4 protein-coding genes are annotated in these 24,816 nt (G+C 52.7%); all 4 read right to left on the reverse strand.

Going from position 1 to position 24,816, the window contains the following annotated elements:
* Position 1: 1 nt before the first annotated feature.
* Complete coding sequence (gene ggt, locus IC230_RS08715) at positions 2-1,696, reverse strand: gamma-glutamyltransferase (RefSeq protein WP_191038578.1); 1,695 nt, start codon at positions 1,694-1,696, stop codon at positions 2-4.
* Between the two features lie 307 nt (positions 1,697-2,003).
* Entirely contained in the window at positions 2,004-5,372 is a 3,369-nt protein-coding gene (locus IC230_RS08720) for a beta strand repeat-containing protein (RefSeq protein ID WP_191038579.1), read from the reverse strand.
* A gap of 1,660 nt (positions 5,373-7,032) precedes the next feature.
* A complete protein-coding gene (locus tag IC230_RS08725; protein ID WP_191038580.1) occupies positions 7,033-13,323 on the reverse strand; it encodes a hypothetical protein in 6,291 nt (2,096 codons plus the stop codon).
* 999 nt (positions 13,324-14,322) lie between these two features.
* Complete coding sequence (locus tag IC230_RS08730) at positions 14,323-24,786, reverse strand: beta strand repeat-containing protein (RefSeq protein ID WP_191038581.1); 10,464 nt, start codon at positions 24,784-24,786, stop codon at positions 14,323-14,325.
* Between the last annotated feature and the right edge of the window lie 30 nt (positions 24,787-24,816).

Below are 24,816 nucleotides of genomic sequence, written 5' to 3' on the forward strand. Positions count from 1 at the left end.
GTTAAAAACCAGCTGCCTGCCCATCTTTCCGCGACTCTGTTGCGCCGTGATACACTTTATTTTTGGCGTCGTACATAATGGCCTGATAGCCGCCGTAGCCACCGAGGCCATAGCCGATTTTGTGCCCTTTTCGCATGAGGTCCCGGATGGTTTCGTACGGATAGCCTGATTCTAAAGTAATAAGACCGGAATCCTGCATTTTCTCGCCGGTGGGTTCCGACGAACCACTGTGGTCGATGCGGGGAGCGTCGCCAGCCTCCTGTGGATTCATGCCAAAATCAATCATGTTCATCAAAATCTCCGTATGACCCAGTGGCTGGAAACTACCCCCCATGACACCGAAACTCATAAACGGCACCCCGTCTTTCGTAACAAAAGCTGGAATAATGGTCTGGAAAGGGCGTTTGTGAGGAGCATACGTATTGTTTTGACCTTCATATAAACTGTACAGCTCTCCGCGATCCTGAAACATAAACCCCAGACCATCAGCCACCATACCCGAACCGAAGCCGCGGTAATTGCTTTGAATCAACGAAACCATATTCCCTTCCTCATCCGCAACCGTCAGGTAAATGGTATCTCCTTGTTTCAGGGCTGGATTCCCGGCATCAACGCGACTGGCCGCCCGGTTCGGATCGATCAGTTTTCGCCGTTCCGTCGCATATTCCTTACTAATCAATTCTCTGACCGGTATTTTGGAGAAGGCTGGATCAGCGTAGTATTTGGCGCGATCTTCAAACGCCAGCTTTTTGGCTTCAACAAACAGATGGATGTGTTCGGGACTACCCCAGGCGATTTTCGAGAAATCGTAGCCTTCCAGAATATTGAGCATCTGCAACGTAGTGATACCCTGACTATTCGGGGGTAATTCCCAAACATCGTAGCCCCGGTAGTTTGTTGAAACGGGTTCAACCCATTCAGACGTATGATCGGCTAAGTCTTTTGCACTAAGATAACCACCCACTTTTTTCATGAACGTATCAATCGTCTGGGCAATCTCACCTTTGTAAAACGCATCGCGGCCACCTTTGGCAATTTTCTCTAATGTGTTGGCCAGGGCTGGGTTTTTGAAAATTTCGCCCCGTTTGGGAGCCGCTCCCGTAGGTGCGTAGGTTTCCTTCACGTTCGGGTATTTGCCAAATCGACTGATCATCGAAGCCCAGGAGATCGATGCTTCATCGTGAACCGGATACCCCTCACGAGCGTAGCGTATGGCGTGCGACAGAATTTTGGGCATGGGTGTTTTGCCAAATCGCTTGTGCAGCTCAAACCAGCCATCCACACAGCCTGGCGTTGATACGGGTAGTGGGCCATCGGATGGAATGTGCGTTAGCCCGCGTTTCTTAAACTCGGCCAACGTCAGGTTGTAGGGTGACCGACCTGAGGCATTCAGTCCATACAGTTTTTTGGTTTTGGCGTCCCAGACGATGGCAAACAGATCACCACCAATCCCATTCACATGCGGCTCCACTAAGCCTTCCATCGCATTGGCGGCAATGGCAGCATCAATGGCATTGCCGCCCGAACGTAGTACGTCGATAGCGGCCTGTGTCGATAGCGGATGGGAGGTACAGGCCATACCGCGTTGCGCCATCACAACAGAACGGGTAGCAAATGCCTTGCCCATGAGCCGGTCTTGGGCGAACGCTGGCAAAACGAAAAGAAATGTTAAGTAGAGGAGGAAGATCTGTTTCATATAGAGGTTGTAAAAGTCATTAAACACCATAGAAACTATCAAAAAAATAGTTTTTGCTTGGTCTGACAGCTTCTTAGCACTGATAATGAATCGTGCTACAAGATAAGAAATAACGGAAACGACGTACTGACTGGGCTCCTTTATTATCAGAAAAGCCTGACGACTACGGGATAAACGAGCTTAACCGAATGGTGCCGTTGGCTGAGCAGGATACAGGAAGTAAGGAATAAAAAAAGTCTGGCTTGTTCCTTGCGGAACAAGCCAGACTTTTTTTATTCAGCGCTATAAGCGCCCGCAGACTACCGGATTACTGTTGGAAGTACTCTACTCTGTCGGCATCGACGTTGTTGTTGGTTTTAACTTCACCACCACTGCCGCCGATGATCACCGAGCTTACGGTTACAACACCCGACGTTGCACCCGGTGTTAACGTACCGGTGAAACCAAATGAGAGCTTATCAAAAGCGGTTACCGGCTGTGTCGTCGTTAACGTGTAATAACCAGTGGTCGAGTTATCAAACGTCCAGACACTGTTCGAAACCGAACGACCGCCGATGGTGGTGGCTGTGGGTGGGAACGTTAGAATTAGCTTCGGATCCTTCGTGACGCGCACCGTGATTAAGCCATTGGTGGACACACCCAGCAGTTCTAATACGTCTACCACTACGGTCATGTCGGTGGTGTTGTAAACCGTCGACGGACGCGCATAGATGATCGGAGTCAGATCAGGTACGCCCACAGAGTTGAGCGTAGCGGTACCCGTCGTGGTTGACTCTTTACCCGCATTGTCAATCGCCTTGATCGGAATCACCACCGGCTGGGTATCATCGGTCGGATCAACCAGGATGGGCACTGTTGGCGCACCATTGCCATTGGTCGGAACTACCACGCCATTAGCAGGGAAGGTACCCGACGTATAGGTCGTACCGTTGATCGTCAGGCTGGTCGTGTTCGTTGGGAACGTTGGAATGCGAATGGCCGTCACGCTTCCCGGAGCCGTATCGGTGCTGGGCGCTACGTTGGTAAAGGCCGCAGGCGGAGCCGTTACCGGACTGTTACCACCCGGATTGCTCACCGTAGCCGTGCCACTGCCCGGCGTGGGCAACTTCTCAATCCCGAAGTTCTGAGCCGTAATGTTGGTGGTTCCCGTTGTCAACTCAATTTGACCCAACGTAGCAGACTGAATGGTCTGATTAGACGAACCGACATTCTCACCGGTGTTCACCCACTGGCTCGGCAGTGGACCAGGCGTAGTAGCCGTAGGTGAGTTGCTCAGTACCAGCTTCAGTCCCGTCGTGTTTGTGGGTACACCCGGTAGTGTATAGCTACCATCATTGCCTACAGCAGCTGAGCCAATAACGGTGCCACTGCTGTTAACCAGGTTTACATAAAGCGGACCACCAGCGTTGGTGCCCGTTTCGGGGCTGTTGATCGTGACGCTACCATCGGCATCGTCCCAAACCTGACCCGATAGGGTGATGGTGGGCGTCGAGTTGATGGTCGCTGTACCCGTCGTAGTAGACTCTTTCCCGGCGTTGTCAATCGCCACTAAGGTGAACGTAGAGGGCTGGGTGTCATTGGCCGGATCAACCAGGATCGGTACCGTTGGGTTACCGTTTCCATCGGTCGGAACGACTACGCCACCGCCGGGGAAGGTACCTGGAGTGTAAGGCGTGCCGTTGATGGTCAGACTCGTTACGTTGCTGGGGAACGTAGTGATCTTGATGGCCGTCACACTTCCAGGCGCTGTATCGGTGCTCGGTGTGGTATTGGTAAACGTATTGGCTGGCACGGTAACGGGAGTTGTACCACCAGCATTGCTCACCGTGTTAGAACCGCTACCTGGCGTTGGCAATTTCTCAATCCCGAAGTTCTGAGCCGTGACCGGTGTCGTACCCGTAGTGAGTTCGATCTGCCCTAACGTAGCACCCTGCGTAGCAGGATTCGAGGGATTGACGCTCTCGCCGGTGTTTACCCACTGGCTAGGCAATGGCCCCGGCGTGGCAGCCGTAGGTGAAGTGCTCAACACGAGTTTCAGGCCCGTTGTGTTAGCGGGCACGCCAGCGAATGTATAGCTACCCGTGGGCGAAACGCTTGTCGAGGCAATGACGGTGTTGGTGCCATCGACCAGATTGACATACAACGGACCACCCGCATTGGTGCCTGCTTCTGAACCGTTGAGCGTAAGGTTACCATCGGCATCATCCCAAACCTGGCCTGTCAAGGGGACAGTTAAGGCCGAATTGAGTACCGCTGTACCCGTTGTCGTTGACTCTTTACCGGCATTGTCAATCGCCACTAAGGTGAACGTAACGGGCTGGGTATCGTTGGCTGGATCAACCAGGATCGGTACGGTTGGTGCACCATTACCATTCGTTGGTACCACTACGCCACCACCAGGGAAACTGCCTGGGATGTAAGGTGTGCCATTGATGGTCAGACTCGTTACATTGCTGGGGAACGTGGTGATGCGTATCGCGGTCACAGAACCTGGTGCTGTATCGGTGCTCGGCGTTGTATTTGTGAAGGCGGCAGGCGGAGCCGTTACGGGGCTGGTCCCACCGGGGTTTGTCACCGTAGCCACACCACTACCTGGGGTAGGCAGTTTCTCGATACCGAAGTTCTGCGCCGTAACTGGTGTGGTACCCGTGGTTAATTCGATCTGCCCTAACGTAGCACCCTGCGTAGCAGGATTCGAGGGATTGACGCTCTCACCGGTGTTTACCCACTGGCTAGGCAGCGGACCCGGCGTGGCAGCCGTAGGCGATGTGCTCAGCACCAGTTTGAGCCCTGTGGTACTGGCTGGTACACCAGTGAGGGTATAGCTGCCGCTGGCTGAAACGGTCGTTGAACCGATAACGGTGTTGGTGCCATCTACCAGATTGACATACAGAGGACCGCCTGCATTGGTACCTGTCTCCGAACCATTGAGGATGACATTGCCATCGGCATCATCCCACACCTGACCCGACAGGGTAATGGTAGGAGTCATATCGATCAGCTTAAGTTCGTCGAAGCCCCAGTCATTACCGCCACCGCCCCACTGATTGTTATAAAAGCTCACCGTGAGCTGAGTTGCGGTACTCGAGGTGGTGAAAGTCTGCGTTTCGAAGAGATACCATTGACCAATAGTTTGACTGAAGACATTCAGTTTGCTACTATAAGTAACACTTTGACCCTGATCGCTGGTGGTGGTATAATTAGCTCGTTGCGCAGCCGTAAGCAGCGTGCTGTTGTTGAGGTTTAATCCGCCATTATCACTGACAAACAGGTCAACCGCAGGTTTTCGATTGGCTTGGCCGACAGCGAAGTAGAAGGAGAACTTGTAGGTTTTATTAGGTTGTACGGGTATGGTTTTATTATAAAACGTACCGTAAAAGCGTGGACTAGCGGCTCCGGGAGGGGTGCCACTGGTGGTATTTAAGAGATAATAACTATTTGGTCCTGTTACCCCATTAGGACTAACGACCGTTAAGTTAGCAGGTACGTTGATGTAAGCACCATTATAAATCCATCCCCCCGAGTTCGGGTTGCCAGTAAGTGTACCGCCAATTCCGTCTGAGGTATTATACGATCCGTCGAATACTTGGTCTGCATTGTAATACACATAACCGCTTGCATCGGGAACGAAGGTTTCCTGGAAAACTACCGTTTGTGCGTTTGCTTGCTGAAGCAAGAACAGTAGGCAAATCAATCCTAACCATGCTCTCCTGAAATATGAAACCAGAAGCTGTTGGGCAGATATTCTCGCATAGTGCCCAACTAACGAGAACGGGGCAGGCACTGGGGGTATACCCGTCCGCTGCCAGTATGACTGAAATGTCAGTCGAGAGTAATTAATCATATTCATAGCTAAAAGAAATTGTGGAAAAAAAGTATTAAACGTGTTTCATCATAAGCCACCAAGGCTTTGTGTGGGTTTGATTATGAGTAATGTTTCATGTATATCGTTTGTCGTAGCTGGGGGTGGAAGTCCAGTGGTTGTTTTGGTAACTGTCCGAGCAATAACTGATTGTTTTGTTGTGAATTGAAATCGGATAAGATGAGCAGAACTACACTCATTCAGTTTGTCGATTGGTATCATATTGATTGCTGTTAAAGTGGAACTAGGTAACAGGGATGACGAGTGTGCTTCTCATTATGCCGTATGGACAGGTTAGCCTGGCAAAAGGAACCTCACACCAGCCAATGGCTACTGGGGAGGTAGCTCCAGGGGGATGGATAGAGATTGATTTAGATGTACTGGTTTTGCCTGACCAACTAGGCAAAACGCGGAGATTCGATTGCGTGTCCAGGTCTGAGCGATCATTCCTGTGTTTGCTGGTTCTGGGAGATCAATTTTGTAAAATTCAGTCATATGCACATTTTTAGTTAAAAGAGTTAAGACAGATAGTTGTTCTATTTGTCACATGATCATTTTTATTTTTTTAATGTCTGGTTATTCTCTGGTCAGGATTGATCGACTATCAACCAGCACAATCGTTTCGCTACGTTTTGGCTTATCTAGAGGGGAGGAAACTTTATTCGTTGGCGGAGTACCTGATCAGGGCTAAGCGATTGCCTTAGTCGCTCTGTCAGTCGGAAGAGCGATCAAACCCGTTTGTGCAGACAAAAGCCGAGCAGTCTGGTAAAGAGCGGGCGTTGTTTCCGCCAAACAACAGAAGGTGGGAGTAGATACAAGTAAAAGCATAAGTGGTGGATTTAGTCGGTCAGGAAAAGGAGCGATTAAGAAAAAATAAGAAAATATCTTTGTTATAAATCTTGGTTTACGATGATCGAATTATAAATCATATGATTAAATGATTGTAAATTTAGCTATGAGAAACATAGACTATCACATATGCGACTATTTATATGTGTATTAACGGGAAGATAGCCGTTGTGGTTTTAGTATACTATAAACTACTAATTGGTTTCCTGTTTGTAGGATAAATGCCTTTGAATGATGAATATCTTTTTTCTATACTATACTTCTTCCTTACAAGAAATAAGCTAATAATATATTGATAATTAGATAGTTAAATCGATTTACAGGGCTTGTTTTGTGCTCATCTTGCCTGTAGTATTCAGTCCTCTATAGTCTTCTATTAGCCTGTCAGTCATTTTCATATGAAATAGTGTTAATTGTTTGATAGTCAAGCGCATTTACCAAATAGTAAATTAATCGTTTCATGTGGTTATATTAATATTTTTTCATAAAAAACGCTATCCATTTAGCTCACCTTATACCGATCATAGACATGGATGAGTTCAGCTGTCATGCAGATTAGCCCAGAAAATAAAACCCCTACGGCTACTACTAGCCGTAGGGGTTCGTTAAAAATTGACCCGGATACTTATTGCTGGAAGTAGTCGATCTTGTCGGCATCAACGTTGTTGTTGACCCGAACTTCACCGCCACTGGTTCCAAGAATCACCGAACTCATTGTCAACACACCCGTTGTTGCTCCCGGTGTTAACGTACCGGTGAAACCAAACGAGAGTTTATCGCCAGCCGCTACTACATTAGTCGTGGTAAGTGTGTAATAGCCTGGGTTGATATTGGCATCAAAGGTCCACGCGCTATTCGATACCGACCGACCGCCGATGCTGGTGGCCGTTGATGGGAAAATCAGCGGCATTTTGGCATCCTTGGTCACCCGCACCGTGATTAGGCCACTGGTGGGCACACCCAGCAGTTCTAATACGTCTACCACCACAGTCATGTCGGTAGTGTTGTAAACCGTCGACGGACGCGCATAGATGATGGGCGTCAGGTCAGGAACGACGCTAAAGATCATCGTTGCCGTTGCGGTCGTACTGGCGATGCCAGCCGCATCCACCGAACTGTAGGCAAAGGTGTAACTACCTGGTCCATCTACTGGATCATAGGTTAGCTCTGCCGGATCATAGCCATTGATTACCAGACCGCTCCCCGTCACGTCGGTTGCCAGGATGGGAGTACCTAAGTAGTAGAGAGTACCCGAAGCTGGCACGCTGTGAATGACAAAGGTATTGCCAGTTCCTAAGGAGCCATCTTCTGGATCGGATCCAGCCAGCGTGGGTACCTGTACCTCGACGGTACCGCCTGGGTTGACATATGTCTGACTGACAGGGCTGGCCGAAGGAAGCCGATCGATGCCGAAGTTAGCATCGGTGGTCGTAGCCGTCACGGTGACAGCGAGGATACCGTTGGGCGTCCCATCGCTACCGGCTCCGGTGCCCAGATGCTCACCTACCGCCGTCCAATTGGTGGGGAGCGAAGGGGTGGAAGCACCAGCCGCACTGGTCGTGATGATCAGACTATAAGTACCAGGGCTGACGCTACTGAACGAATACGTACCGTTGGCTTGAACAGGAACCGTAGCCACCGAACTACCACCCTGCACCAGACTGACATAGACGGGTAGGGTAGGGCCATTGACTGCAGTGCCACTAACCACGTTATCATTTAGCCCATTAGCATCATCAAAGACCGAGCCGGACAGGCTTACCAGGGGCGACGAATTAATCGTCGCGGTACCCGTCGTGGTTGATTCCTTACCCGCATTATCGATGGCTACGAAGGGTATCACCACTGGGTTAGCATCGTTGGTCGGATCAACCAGCACCGGTACTGTTGGTGCGCCACTGCCATTGGTCGGGATGACTACGCCACTGCCAGGGAAATTACCAGCATTGTAGACACTGCCGTTGATCGTCAGGCTCGTTACGTTACCGGGGAAGCTAGTGATGCGTATCGCGGTCACAGAACCTGGTGCGGTATCCGTACTAGGTGTCGTGCTGGTGAACGCCGTTGGTGGAACAGTCACTGGACTGGTACCACCCGCATTGCTCACCGTAGTAGTACCACTACCTGCCGTGGGCAGATGCTCGATGCCAAAGTTCTGAGCCGTAATGGCCGACGTACCAACGGTTAGCTCAATTTGGCCCAACGTAGCACTTTGTGGGGCTGTATTGCCTGCTCCCACGCTCTCACCCGTATTGACCCAACCCGTTGGCAGCGGACCCGCCGTGGCTGAAGTTGGTGAGGTGCTCACGACCAATTTGTAACCCGTTACGTTGGTCGGTACGTTGATCAAGTTATAAGTACCGTTGGACGCTACCGTCGTCGAACCGACTACGGTACCGCTACCATCAACCAGATTGACATATAGAGTGCCACCCGTATTGGTGCCCGTCTCCGAGCCGTTCAGGGCCAGATTGCCATCGGCATCATGCCAGACCGTACCCGACACACTCGTCACTAAACTTGAGTTGAGGGTGGCCGTTCCCGTGTTGGCCGACTCCTTGCCGGCATTGTCGATGGCCGTGAACGGAATCACGACGGAGTTGGCATCGTTGGTTGGATCCACCAGAATCGGGACGGTTGGATTACCCGAGCCATCGGTGGGTACTACCACGCCACCCATTGGGAAGGTGCCGGTCGTATAGCCAGAGCCGTTGATGGTCAGACTCGTTACGTTGCCGGGGAAGGTCGTAATCCGAATCGCCGTCACACTACCCGGTGCCGTATCGGCGCTTGGGGTACCATTGCTGAACGTATTGGCTGGTACACTAACCGGGCTCGTGCCACCGGCGTTACTGGCCGTATTGCTACCACTACCCGCTGTGGGCAGGCGTTCAATCCCGAAGTTTTGAGCCGTTACTGCCGAGGTGCCCGTATTCAGTTCAATTTGTCCAAGGGCGGTAGACTGCGTCGCCGTGTTTGATGGATTGACGTTTTCACCCGTGTTGACCCAACCCGCTGGCAGCGGACCCGCCGTGGTTGAGCCTGGTGAGGTACTCACCACCAGTTTGTAACCTGTTACGTTGGTCGGCACGTTTGCTAACGTGTAGCTGCCATCCGAGGCAACCGTTGTCGACCCAACGACGCTGCCTGTTCCATCCACTAAGTTGACATATAGCGTAGTACCGGTGTTGGTCCCCGTTTCCGAACCGTTCAAGGCCAGATTACCGTCGGCATCGTTCCAGACGCTGCCCGAGACGGTAATCACAGGCGACGAGTTGATGGTTGCGGTACCCGAGGTGCTGGATTCTTTCCCCGCGTTATCAACGGCAAGGAAGGTAATCACGACTGGATTGGCATCATTCGTAGGATCGACCTGAATCGGCACCGTCGGATTGCCACTGCCATCGGTCGGTATGGTAACGCCTGATCCGGGGAAGGTACCCGCCGTATAGCTGGTGCCGTTGACGGTCAGACTCGTTACGTTACCGGGGAAGGCCGTGATATGAATGGCCGTCACCGAGCCCGGTGCCGTATCCGTACTTGGCGTCGTGTTGGTGAACGTATTGGCCGGTATGGTTACTGGGCTGGTGCCACCCGCGTTAGCCACGGTGTTGGCCCCACTGCCCGGCGTGGGCAGCACTTCGATCCCAAAGTTCTGAGCGGCAATACTGGAACTACCCATCGTTAGCTCGATTTGGCCCAGGGTTGTTGACTGAGGAGCGGTGTTGCCACTGCCCACATTCTCACCGGTGCTGACCCAACCCGTTGGCAAAGGACCTGCCGTGGCCGAGCCTGGTGAGGTGCTCAGCACCAGCTTGTAGCCCGTTACGTTGGTCGGTACGTTTGCTAACGTGTAGGTGCCATCGGCTGCTACTGTTGTCGAGCCCACTACCGTTCCTGCACCATCCACCAAATTGACGTAGAGCGTAGTACCGGTGTTGGTTCCGGTCTCGGTTCCATTGAGGGTGATACTACCATCGGCATCATTCCAGACCGTGCCTGATACCGTAGCAACCAGACTAGAATTAATGGTCGCTGTACCCGTGCTGGTAGATTCTTTGCCTGCATTATCCACGGCCACGAAAGCAATCACGACTGGATTGGTATCATTGGTTGGATCGACGGCGACGGGCACCGTTGGCCTGCCACTGCCATCGGTGGGTACTACCACGCCACCACCGGGGAAGTTACCCGAATTGTAGACACTGCCATTCACCGTTAGGCTGGTGGTATTAGAGGGGAAAGCGGTAATTCGTATCGCCGTTACCGACCCTGGGGCCGTATCCGTGCTAGGACTGGTGCTGGTGAAGGCACTTGGGGGCACCGTCACTGGCGTTGTGCCTCCTGCGTTGGCAACGGTGGCTGAACCGCTACCCGGTGTGGGTAACTGCTCAATACCGAAGTTCTGCGCCGTGATGGCACTGGTTCCTATGGTCAATTCAATCTGGCCTACCGTAGTGGTTTGGGTTGCCGTATTGGTCGCTCCCACACTTTCGCCCGTATTGACCCAACCGGTTGGCAACGTACCGGGCGTAGTCGATGTAGCGGAATTGGTTAATACCAGTTTGTAGCCCGTTACGTTAGTGGGTAGGCCACTAAAACCGTAACTACCGTCAGCAGCTACTGTTGTCGATGCAATCACCGTATTAGCGGCATTTACTACGTTGACATACAGAGACCCGCTCGCGTTAGTGCCCGTCTCTAAGCCGTTTAGCGATCCATTACCATCTGTATCGTTCCATACCTGACCCGCCAGTGTGGTCACCAGCGTGGAGTTAATTACGGCTGTCCCAGATGTAGTGGATTCTTTACCCGCATTATCGACGGCCACAAACGTAAAGGTCACTGGATTGGCATCCGTTGTGGGATCGACCAGGATAGGTACAGTTGGCGCACCGCTACCATTGGTGGGTACTATGACACCCGTTGGCGTTCCACCCGTGAATTGAGGAGAGGCCGAGGTGTAAACCGCCCCATTAATAGTCAGACTCGTTACGTTGCTGGGGAACGTAGTGATGCGAATGGCTGTCACGCTACCCGGTGCGGTATCGGTGCTGGGTGCCGTACTGGTGAAAGCACTTGGCGGAACTGTAACCGGACTGGACCCCTGGGCATTGATGGCCGTGGCCGTACCGTTGCCCGGTGTAGGTAATTGCTCAATACCAAAATTAGCCCCTGTCACGGCCGATGTGCTGGTTGTTAGCTCAATCTGGCCTAGCGTAGTTGATTGGGTCGCTGTATTGTTTGTACCTGCCACTTCGCCCGTATTGACCCAGCCCGTGGGTAAGCCACCCACTGCAGTCGAGGAGGCCGTGTTGGTCAAGACCAGTTTGAGGCCCGAGGTATTGCCGGGTACACTACTAAAGCTATATGTGCCCGTGGCACTAACCAGAGAAGAACCGATTACGGTACCATTGGACGCTACCAGGTTGACGTAAAGCGGTCCACCTGCATTGGTACCCGTTTCGGAACCGTTTAGGGTCAGATTCCCATCGGCATCGTTCCAGACCGTACCGTTTAGCGTTACATCCAGCGCCTGTGCGCCCGCACAAATGACAATAGAACTTACTGCCGAACAGTTATAAGTGTCTACATTAAAATCACTGCCGTCATTATCACCCTGCGATCCATCATTGTGATGACCCACGTAGCAATACGCCTGTGTACCGTCTTTTACATAAACGCTGGTGTGACCACCTACTTCCAGAAGCAGCGCCTTATCTGTCCCCTGGGTAAAGCCCCTTGGCACTCGTGGCAATGTGGCAACGGAAACCGACGAAAGCTGACCAATCATGCTACCATCGTTAGAGCCCCACTCCAGCAAGGTACCATTAGCCAATACAGCACCGGCGGCATTCTGGTCCTCATCGGCATCCTGAGCGGATATAGCGATTACATCGGTAAGATTAGCGGTATTAGCGGCATTTCGTACATTCACCCATGTATTCTGGTCGGTAGTAGAACCTATACCCAGGTTGCCATCTTCATTTTCACCCAGCACATAAATGAGTCTTAGGGTGTTGTGCAGCACATAATAAGCAACCCCATTGCTGCTGCTACTGGCAACACCGCTGCTTACATCGATCATTTTTATATCGGAAGCCGATGCAAAGGCAGCAGGTTTGGTCGTCATCAGTGTGGCACGGGTGGAGGACGTTGCCCCGCCGGTACCCAGCCGGATAGCATCACCCCATGTGTACCAGTTATTATCAGACGTAATCGCCAGTGTGCCTCTTGGACTGATGCGCAATTGAGTAACGCCGGTCAGGAAAGGATTACCAGTGGCGGTGGTCGTGACGTGGTGCCAGGCGGTGTTGCTGCTGGACGTGCCATCGCCATACAAAGTTCCCTTAGCACCCATCACGTATACATTGCCTGAGTTGGTAAGAATGGCCAGCGCACCAAACGTAGCGGTCATTATCTTAACATCTGTAGCTACGACGCCTGTAGGAAGCGCAAACGGAGCAATAGCCTCACTGCTTGTCAGGCTGCTGTTCACCACAACGCCTTCTTCCCCCCATACATAGATTTGGTTATTGGTGGTAAGGATAAAATGTTGGGTGGGGCCATTGCCGCCAGAACCGGTTGTCGCCTTTAAAATAGTACCTGAGTAGGTATAGCCATTGGCGGGAGAAATAACGGTGGCGACCAGCTTATGATCATTGCCGTTGGGCGCTGCCCGTTCCCCCCAAATGGCAAATGTGCCATCAGTACGTTTAGCTATAGTAGTATGATAGCTACTTATGAGGTGGTCGTAAGGGTCATCCGTAGTACAGGACTGAGCTGACACGGATCTAATACTAAACAACAACATACTGAGTACCAGACAGTATGTTGGCCAGCGCTTTTTCTGTAAAAACTGATTTTCCCGCGCTAGCAGAGCGAAAATCAGCCGCAGGTAAAGATTACTTTTCATAGATTAAACGGAGATGTAATAAAAAAAGAATAATTGACTTGTCTTTAAGGGTAATTGAGTTATTAAATATTTGATAATCAACGGTTAATACTTTTTTTGGTGTCTGTACCTCGATCAAATAGTCTGTCGTCTATTGTTGCCTTTTCGCTTGTACAGGCCAGGGGCTTATTTCAATGGAAAGGCGTGCAGGCGTTGACTTATAAAATAGATACATATGATCTGATATTTTCAAAAAACAACATATTCTGACGCATTGGAGCTTCTGCAATAGCTTAAAGTCGTAACCAGCGACTACAGGTACCTTTATCCTTTGAACAGCAAACTAAGCGTTGATACCTACCAGGTCAGATAGAATATGAGTAACCAAAATAGATTATTACTGCTACTTATGAATGATTAAGTGATAGAATTTATTTATGATAGAATGATACTGGGTTAGAAGTAGCAAAGTAAATAAAAGATGATGTATGTAACTATTGTTATATTATACTTCTTGTGAATTAGTCAAACTGATGTCCCTCGACATAAGTGGATATACTGAAGTGTTATTTAGGATTTAATTAAGTAGTCACGTGTAATAAAAATTCTATAATTACCGATTAAAGTTTAGCTTTTTATTTATTATCTAATTGATTATTAGAATAATATAGACATAGATAGTTTTCGGCTGTGCGATTCTTTATCAAGCGAATTTTTGGATAAAATTGCGTATTGCTACGTATTAGGCAAATGGTCAGGAGTAAAGAAAAAATCACTCATAAATAGACTGATAATCAGATTGGTTGACCAGATGATAAATTTATTGTTACATATGTATATGATAATTTACTTGTGTGTTTATAGTGTTTACTTATAAGAGATACTAGTAGTAAAACAAAATACAGCTTATACAGGGCTGAAATTATTAACGACTATCGGCTGGTAATAAAAAAGTCTGGCTCTTCCCGATGGGAAGAGCCAGACTTACTCGATACGTCTCTACAAACTGCCGTTTTCAGCTTATTGCTGGAAATAGTCGATCTTATCCGCGTCAACGTTGTTGTTGACCCGAACTTCACTGCCACTAGTTCCAAGAATCACCGCGCTTAGAGTTACAACACCCGTCGTAGCACCCGTCGTCAATGTACCGGTGAAGCCAAACGAGAGTTTATCGCCAGCGGCTATAGGCTGGGTCGTGGTCAGTGTGTAATAGCCTGGGCTCGAATTGTTAATCGTCCATACACTATTCTGCACAGCCCGGTTGTTGATTCGGGTGGCACTAGGGTCATAGGTCAGATTAACCCTGGAATCCCTGGTCACACGAACCGTAACAGTCCCGCTGGTCGCTACGCCTACCAATTCCACTACGTCGACCACTACCGTAACGGGGGTGGTGGCGTAAACGCTGGTAGGTCGGGCGTAGATAATGGGCGTCAGATCCGGTCTGGCGAGAAGCGTAGCCGTACCAGTTGTTGTCGACTGTTTGCCCGCATTATCCACAGCTACGTAGGTAAACACTACGTTCGCGGCATCGTTCGTCGGATTCACCAGGATGGGCACAGTTGGTTCTCCCGTGCTGGTTGTGGGTATCGCTACGCCACCACCGGGGAAGGTGCCTGCTGTGTAGACCGTACCGTTGATCGTCAGGCTGGTCGCATTGCTGGGGAAGCCCGTCAGACGAATCGCCGTTACGCTACCCGGAGCCGTATCCGTGCCTGGACTAATGCTGCTGAACGCCGTTGCCGGAACGGTTACACCGAAAGCTCCGCCATTATTAACGGCTACTGCTGTACCACTACCCGGTGCGGGCAGTTGTTCGATGCCGAAGTTCTGGGCCGTCACCGACGTCGTACCAATGGTGATCTCGATCTGACCCAGGACCGCACTTTGCGTGGCCGAGTTAGAGGGATCGACGCTTTCGCCGGTATTGACCCAGCCCGTTGGCAGCGGACCCGGAGTAACGGCTGTCGCAGAGGTACTCAGCACCAGACGGTAACCCGATACGTTGGTGGGCACTCCTACTAGCGCATAGCTACCATCCGTGGCTACCGTTGTTGAACCAACAACCGTTCCTGCACCATCCACTATGTTGACATAGAGCGGACCACCGGTATTGGTACCCGTTTCTGAACCATTGAGCGTCAGACTACCATCGGCATCATTCCAGACCGTACCCGAGATGCTGGTGACCAGCGTCGAGTTAATGATGGCCGTACCGGTGTTGGTCGACTCCTTGCTGGCGTTATCAATGACCACAAAGAGAATTACTACCGGATTCGCATCATTCGTCGGATCGACCAGAACCGGCACACTTGGGTTACCAATAGTATCGGTAGGTACGGTCACCCCTGCACCAGGGAAAGTTCCGGCCGTGTAGACGCTACCGTTGATCGTCAAACTGGTTACGTTGCCTGGGAAGCTGGTGATCCGTATCGCCGTTACGCTACCCGGAGCCGTATCCGTGCTCAGACTACCATTGGTAAAGGTGTTGGCGGGCACGGTCACTGGGCTGGTACCACCGGCATTAGTAACTGCGTTGGAGCCGTTCCCTGCCGAAGGCAGTTGTTCGATGCCGAAGTTCTGGGCCGTCACCGACGTCGTACCAATGGTGATCTCGATCTGACCCAGAACCGCACTTTGCGTGGCCGAGTTGGATGGATCGACGCTTTCGCCGGTGTTGACCCAGCCTGTTGGCAGCGGACCCGGCGTGGTGGCTGTCGCTGAGGTGCTCAACACCAGCTTATAACCCGACACGTTAGTGGGCACTCCTACCAAGGCGTAGCTACCATCCGTGGCTACCGTGGTCGACGCGACAAGCGTGTTGCCGGCGTCAAGCAGATTGACGAAGAGCGGACCACCCGTGTTAGTGCCCATCTCTGAACCGTTCAGACTCAGACTGCCATCGGCATCATTCCAGATCGTACCCGAGATGCTGGTGACCAGTGTCGAGTTGATGATGGCTGTACCAATGTTGGTCGACTCTTTACCGGCGTTATCGACCGCTACAAAGACAATCACTACCGGATTCGCATCGTTGGTTGGATCGACGAGGATAACCGGCGTTGGATTACCGTTACCATCGGTTTGCACAATCACACCTGCTCCGGGGAAGGTTCCGGCTGTGTACACACTACCGTTGACCGTCAGGCTGGTTACGTTGCCTGGGAAGCTGGTGATCCGTATCGCCGTTACGCTACCTGGAGCCGTATCCGTGCTCAGACTACCATTGGTGAACGTATTAGCTGGCACGGTCACCGGACTGCTACCACCGGCATTGGTGACAGTATTGGAGCCATTCCCTGCTGAAGGTAACTGCTCGATGCCGAAGTTCTGAGCCGTAATTGACGTCGTACCGATGGTGATCTCGATCTGACCCAGGATAGCGCTTTGCGTGGCCGAGTTGCCTGCCCCGACGCTTTCCCCCGTATTGACCCAGCCGGTTGGTAGGGGACCAGGGGTGGTGGCTGTGGCCGAGGTGCTGAGCACCAGGCGGTAACCCGATACGTTCGTCGGTAATCCTGTCAGAGTGTAGCTGCCATCAGCCGCCACACTAGTTGAGGCTACAAGGGTATTGCTGGCGTCAAGCAGATTGACATACAACGTAGTACCCGTGTTGGTGCCGTTTTCCGATCCGTTCAGACTCAGACTACCATCGGCATCATTCCAGACCGTACCCGAGATGCTGGTGACCAGCGTCGAGTTGATGACGGCTGTGCCGAAATTGGCTGATTCTTTGCCCGCGTTATCGATAGACACAAAGAGGATTGCCACGGAGTTCGCATCATTCGTCGGATCGACCAGAACCGGCACACTTGGGTTACCATTGCCATCGGTCGGCACAATCACACCTGCACCGGGGAAGGTTCCGGCTGTGTAGACGCTACCGTTGACCGTCAGGCTGGTTACGTTGCCTGGGAAGCTGGTGATCCGTATCGCCGTTACGCTACCTGGGGCCGTATCCGTGCTCAGACTACCATTGGTAAAGGTGTTGGCGGGCACCGTCACCGGACTGGTACTACCGGCATTGATGACGGTGTTGGAGCCATTTCCTGCCGAAGGCAACTGCTCGATGCCAAAGTTTTGAGCTGTTACTGCCGAGGTGCCAATGGTAATTTCGATCTGACCCAGGATAGCACTTTGTGTTGCCGAGTTGCCTGCCCCGACGCTTTCCCCCGTATTGACCCAACCCGTTGGTAGGGGACCGGGGGTGGTGGCCGTCGCTGAGGTGCTCAACACCAGTTTGTAACCCGATACGTTGGTCGGCAAGTTCGTTAGACCGTAGGTACCGTCAGTGGCTACAGTGGTCGAAGCTACCAGGCTACCCGCTCCATCCACTACGTTGACATACAACGTAGTACCCGTGTTGGTACCCGTCTCTGAACCGTTCAGACTCAGGCTACCATCCGCATCGTTCCACACACTACCGAAGATCCCGGTAACCAGATTAGAACTGATCGTAGCCGTGCCGAAATTGATCGACTCCTTGCTGGCATTATCGATGGACACAAAGATAATCACCACCGGACTCGCATCATTGGTCGGATCGACCAGAACGGGCACACTTGGATTACCATTGGCATCGGTCGGTACGATCACACCTGCTCCGGGGAAAGTTCCTGCCGTGTACACGCTACCGTTGATTGTCAGGCTGGTTGTATTAGAAGGTATACCTGTAATCCGGATGGCGGTCACGGAGCCTGGCGCGGTGTCGGTGCTCAGACTACCATTGGTGAACGTATTAGCTGGCACGGTCACTGGGCTGCTACCACCGGCATTGGTGACAGTGTTGGAACCGTTCCCCGCCGAGGGCAACTGCTCGATCCCAAAGTTTTGAGCGGTTACCGACGTCGTACCGATGGTGATCTCGATCTGGCCCAGGACCGCACTTTGCGTCGCGGTGTTACTTGGTCCTGCACTTTCCCCCGTATTGACCCAACCGGTTGGTAGGGGACCGGGGGTGGTGGCTGTGGACGAGGTGCTGAGCACAAGTCGGTAACCCGATACACTGGTCGGTACTCCGGTCAAGCTGTAGACTCCCGTTGCCGCTACGGTCGTTGAGGCTACCAGCGTGTTAGCTGCATTGATCAGATTGACATACAACGTCGTGCCGGTATTGGTGCCCGTCTCTGAACCGTTCAGGGCCAGATTGCCATCGGCATCATTCCAGACCGTTCCCGAGAGCGTAGTGACAAGCGTGGAGGTGATCACCGCTGTACCAGTGGTTGTGGACTCTTTGCCGGCGTTGTCAACGGCCACGAAGGTGAAATTGACCGGGCTGGAGTCGTTGGTCGGATCGGCCAGGATCGTACCCGTCGGCGCTCCTGAGCTGTTGGTGGCTAGCACAATACCGCCCACTGGCAGACTGGTGTAGACCGTACCGTCAACAGTTAGGCTCGTTACGTTACTGGGGAACGCTGTGATACGAATCGCGGTCACACTGCCCGGTGCTGTATCGGCACTTGGCGTAGTGCTGGTGAAGGCACTGGCTGGCACCGTCACGGGGTTGGTAGCGCCCGTGTTGATCACCGTGGCCGAGCCGCTACCTGGGATAGGCAGTTGTTCGATGCCGAAGTTCTGCGCAACGGCCGCTGAAGTACCGATGGCGATCTCGATCTGACCCAGAGCTGCACTCTGTGTTGCCGAGTTGCCTGCCCCGACACTCTCGCCCGTATTGACCCAGCCCGTTGGTAGGGGGCCGGGAGTAGTCGAGGTAGCCGAGTTAGTTAGCACCAGCTTGTAACCCGATACGTTAGTGGGTACACCCGTTAGTGCGTAGCTGCCGGCAGAACCCACCGATGTTGAGGCTACGACTGTGTTGCTGGCATTGACCAAATTGACATAGAGCGTACCACCGGTGTTAGTGCCTGCTTCTGAACCATTCAGGGCCAGGTTACCATCGGCATCATTCCACACACTACCCGAGATACTGGTGATCAGTGCAGAGCTGATGGTGGCACTGCCCGTATTGAGTGACTCCTTACCCGCGTTATCGACGGCTACAAAGTTGAACACCACATTGGCCCCGTCGTTGGTAGGGTCCACCAGGATGGCCACCGTCGGGTTGCCGCTGGCATCGGTAGCCAGTAAAATACCCCCCGTTGGCAGGCTGGTGTAGACACTACCATTAACGGTCAGACTGCTCGTGTTCGAGGGGAAAGCCGTCAGACGAATGGCCGTCACGGAACCAGGGGCCGTGTCGGTGCTCAGACTGGCGTTGGTAAAGGTGTTGGCGGGCACGCTCACCGGTGTGGTACCTCCAACATTGGTGACGGTGTTGGCTCCGCTACCAGCTGTGGGCAGTTGCTCGATGCCGAAGTTCTGAGCGATGGCAGCCGTCGCCCCGAGGCTTAGCTCGATCTGGCCCAGTATTGCAGTTTGCGTGGCCGAGTTGCCTGCCCCTACGCTTTCCCCCGTATTGACCCAACCCGTTGGTAGGGGGCCGGGAGTAGTCGAGGTAGCCGAGTTAGTCAGCACCAACCGGTAACCCGACATGTTGGCTGGTACCCCCGTTAGGGCGTAGCTGCCCGCCGAGCCTACGGTTGTTGAAGCCACTACCGTGTTGCTAGCGTTGACCAAGTTGACATAGAGCGTCGTACCGGTGTTGGTGCCCGTCTCTGAACCATTTAGGGCCAGGTTACCATCGGCATCATTCCAGACCGTACCTGAAACGCTGGTGACTAGCGTAGAATTGATCACCGCCGTACCGGTGGTGGTCGACTCCTTGCCCGCGTTATCGACGGACACAAAGTTAAATACCACACTGGCCCCGTCGTTGGTAGGGTCCACTAAGATGGTCACCGTCGGGTTACCGCTGGCATCGGTAGCCAGTAAAATACCCCCCGTTGGCAGGCTGGTGTAGACACTACCGTTAATGGACAGACTGGTCGTGTTCGAGGGGAAAGCCGTCAGACGAATGGCTGTCACCGAGCCTGGAGCCGTATCGGTGCTGGAGATGGTGCTGGTGAAGGCACTGGCTGGCACCGTCACGGGGTTGGTACCACCCGTGTTGATCACCGTGGCCGAGCCGCTACCTGGTGTGGGCAGTTGCTCGATGCCGAAGTTCTGCGCAACGGCCGCCGATGTACCAATGGCGATCTCGATCTGACCCAGAGCTGCACTCTGTGTTGCCGAGTTGCCTGCCCCGACACTCTCGCCCGTATTGACCCAGCCCGTTGGTAGTGGTCCGGGAGTAGTCGAGGTAGCCGAGTTAGTTAGCACCAGCTTGTAACCCGATACGTTAGTGGGTACACCCAGCAGGCTGTAGCTACCGGCGGAACCCACCGATGTTGAGGCTACGACTGTGTTGCTGGCATTGACCAGATTGACATAAAGCGGACCACCGGCATTGGTGCCGGTTTCTGAACCGTTCAAAGTCAGGCTGCCATCGGCATCATTCCACACACTACCCGAGATGCTGGTGACCAGCGTCGAGTTGATGGTTGCCGTACCAAGATTAGTAGACTCCTTACCCGCGTTATCGACAGCCACAAAGGTGAAGCTAACCGGACTGGCATCGTTGGTGGGGTCTACTAAGACTGTACCCGTTGGTGAGCCCGAGGTGTTGGTGGCTAGCACAATGCCCCCGGCTGGCAGGCTGGTGTAGACACTACCGTCAATGGTCAGGCTCGTTACGTTACTGGGGAAAGCCGTTAGGCGAATGGCCGTTACAGACCCCGGTGCGGTATCGGTGCTGGATGTCGTGCTGGTGAACGCACTGGCAGGCACGGTCACTGCACTTGTACCACCGTTGTTGACTACGGTAGCCGAACCACTACCTGATGAGGGCAATTGCTCGATGCCGAAGTTCTGGGCCGTGACGGCTATGGTCGTCGTCGTTAACTCGATCTGGCCTAACGTAGTGGATTGTGTAGCGGTGTTGCCCGATCCTACCGTTTCGCCGGTGTTGACCCAGCCGGTTGGCAGGGGACCGGGGGTGGTGGCTGTGGACGAGGTGCTGAGCACAAGTCGGTAACCCGATACGTTGGTGGGTACACCTGTTAGACTGTAGGTGCCACTGGCCGCTACGGTCGTTGATGCGACAAGGGTATTAGCCCCATTGACCAGGTTGACATACAGCGTCGTGCCGGTGTTGGTGCCCGTCTCTGAACCGTTCAAGGCCAGATTGCCATCGGCATCATTCCAGACCGTTCCCGAGAGCGTAGTGACCAGCGTGGAGGTGATCACCGCTGTACCGGTCGTGGTCGACTCCTTGCCTGCATTGTCAACGGCCACGAAGGTGAAGTTGACCGGGCTGGAGTCGTTGGTTGGATCGGCCAGGATGGTCACCGTTGGAACACCCGCCGTGGTAGTGGGGATGACAATGCCCCCCGATGGCAGCGAAGTGTAGGCCGTGGTGTTGACGGTCAAACTGGTTACGTTGCTGGGGAAAACCGTCAGACGAATCGCGGTCACCGACCCTGGCGCCGTATCGGTGCTGGGTGTGGTGCTGGTGAAGGCGGTTGGCGGTACGGTGACCGCGTTAGTGCCGCCAGAGTTGACCACGGTGCCTGTTCCGCTACCCGGTGTAGGCAGTTGCTCAATACCGAAGTTCTGACCTGCGATGGCCGAGGTGCTGGTGGTTAGTTCGATCAGACCTAAGGCCGCACTTTGCGTAGCGGTATTACCTGAACCAACATTCTCGCCGGTGTTGACCCAACCCGTAGGCAAGCCGCCCGGAGCTGTTGAAGACGCTGTATTGGTCAACACCAGTTTTAGCCCCGTTGTACTAGCCGGTACCCCCGTAAGGGTATAGCTACCCGCTGCCGAGACCGTTGTTGAAGCCGTTACCGCATTACTGGCGTTGACCAGATTGACGTAGAGTGGCCCCCCGGCGTTAGTGCCGGTTTCTGAACCGTTCAGAGCCAGATTGCCATCGGCATCATTCCAGACCGTTCCCGAGACGAGGATCGTAGGCGGGAAGCTAATCACGGCGGTTCCCGTAGTGGCCGACTCTTTGGTTGCATTGTCAACGGCTACGTAGCTAAAACTGACGGGACTGTTGTCGTTCGTTGGGTCCATCAGGATGGGTACTGCTGGGACTCCATTGGCATCCGTAGAGATGGAAATTCCGCCCGTTGGCAGCGACGTATACGTTGTACCGTTGATGGTTAAACTCGTTACGTTACTTGGGAAAACCGTCAGACGAATCGCGGTTACAGAACCCGGTGCCGTGTCCGTGCTGGGTGTAGTACTGGTGAAGGCAGTGGGCGGTACGGTGACTGCACTGCTACCGCCTGCATTGGCAGCAAGAGCCGTACCACTACCCGGTGTGGGTAACTGTTCGATCCCGAAGTTAGCGCCCGACAGATCAGTCGTGGCTACCGTTACCGAAAGGGTACCATCTACCGTGCCATCGGTGAAAGCAGGTGATAGAGCCTCCGACGTGCTGACCCAGCCAGTGGGTAATAAAACCGCCGGAGCTGTACTTCCCACTGTACCGGCTGATGTGCTAAGGCGCACCGTATACGTACCAGCGGCAATGTTGTTGAAAATATAGCTTCCGTCTGCCTGTACTAAACTGGAAGCAACCAGCGTAGACGAAGTATTTACCAGCAGTGCATAAAGCGTACCACCGGCATTCGTTCCTGTACCGTCGAGCAGCGAGTTCGTAATGCCATTTACGTCATTAAAAACCGTACCCGTTAAAAGCACCGGAGGATTGCCCGACGTAATGGTTACCGCGTAGTCTTCCACTTCTCCGTTGGCCTTTGCACCGGTAGCTTCATTCGTATTAAGCGACGCTGTGGTAAGACGGACGCGCACATACGACTGACCAGCGGTCATGGTAGGGAGCGTTGTTGGCCAGCTTACAAAGTATGGCTGATTGTTGGCCCCTGTAGGAACTGTCGTAAGGTTTGACGCTTCGCCACTATCAAAAACACCGTTGCGGTTAAAGTCGAGCCAGGCGCGAAGATTGGCCGATGAACCAGTCGTGTTACTGGCCGTGACAACGATTGAATAAGAAGGGCTATTGGTATAGAGAGCTTTAGGGAAATCTACTGCATCTTCATCCCCTCCATTAACGACACCCGATACCAACGTTGAGGCTACAGTACCCTGCACATCATCATCCTGGGCCAAACCGTTATCGTCGACGCCATCATTGAAACCGTTGGGCTCCGTATCCCCACCTTCAGCACCTAGCTTCAGGTTATTGGTATAGACGTGGCTGGCACCCGACGAACCAGACAACGTACCATACGTAGTAGGGGCGTCGCCGTAATCGTTGATATTGACGGGTGTTGTTACCGGGTTGACATAGGGAACGCATTGAAAGTCCAACGAATAGTAACGCGGTAATGCACTATTGGAGGCAATTGTGGTTGCTCCAACCCGGTAAGTAAACGTAGAGACATTGTTGAATAACCCTGTAGCTGCATTCGTAACCGACGCAATACTAATGCCGTCAAGATTGGCATTACTGTTTGGCGTGAATCGTTTAAAATTACCATTGTTGGTAACGTTTATATTCGTTGTGCCATTGAGAGTATACGAGGGCAGATTCGGAAATTCCTGAAATTCTCTCAACGTCGAGGTGCCATCTCCATCAATATCGACGCCGGTGGCACTGACAGTTGTAAACTGAACATAAGATGTAGTAGTACCTGCCGCTACAAAAGATATTTGGAATTCGGCATAGGGATCGGTCGGTATTGGATTGGTCGTCGGATAGGTAACGGAAGGCTGGAAGGCAGCAGGGTCGCCAATCGCGTTTCCACCAACCGTTACGTTATCAATATTCGTCACTGTTGCATTGACGAGCGAATTGATCCTGACCAGCGCATCCACGCCAGTCGTTACGCTGGGAAACCGATACACAGCCCCTACCGCTAAGGCAGTGCCGCTAATAAGTGTAGGGTTTTGAAAACTAAAGGTGGTGATCGACTGGCCAGTAGAGGAGCAAGTCGTAGCCGATACGGTACCAATTGTTAAGAGGTAATCCTCAACTTCACCGTTCGTGGTAGCCGTGCTGGGCGTAGCTGTTGTTACGCCCGTATTCGTCGTAAGCCGGAACCGGACGAAGCTCTTACCAGGAGATATGGCTGGGCCCGTACCACCGATATTACTCCAGGTGAGGCTGATTGTCGTTGCCGAAGCACTGCTGGCAAGAGCCGCTGACTGTACGCCTTCATTCGTGTCGAATACACCATTCCGGTTAAAATCGATCCAGGCCGTAAGCCTGGCCGAACTGCCGGTATTGTTAAAGACGGGAATGCTCGTGATGGTATACGTCGTCGTGCTGACATTCAACGCCGGGAAACTGGCGAACGTATTCTCATCATTGATCCCCTGCACATTATCGCCATTCGCATTAGATGTTGCGAGGGCGATACCGTCGTTATCGGGCGCTATACTTCCGATATACAGAGAGTTGACAATGCTGTGGGTCGCGTTGCCGTAGCTTGCCGGGGCATCACTATAATCCTGCGCCGAGGCTATGGTTCCATAGCAGAGCGCACTGATCAACAGCAGAAAAAATTTCAATTGTTGAGTCTTAAGTAGATGTAAAAAATG

Source organism: Spirosoma validum (assembly GCF_014699035.1).
In the GTDB taxonomy this organism is placed as follows: Bacteria; Bacteroidota; Bacteroidia; order Cytophagales; family Spirosomataceae; genus Spirosoma; species Spirosoma validum.

Excerpts from the sequence above, each read along its gene's own strand:
- ggt (WP_191038578.1), bottom strand. The coding sequence starts at position 1,696 with ATGAAACAGATCTTCCTCCTCTACTTAACATTTCTTTTCGTTTTGCCA.
- IC230_RS08725 (WP_191038580.1), bottom strand. The coding sequence starts at position 13,323 with ATGAAAAGTAATCTTTACCTGCGGCTGATTTTCGCTCTGCTAGCGCGG.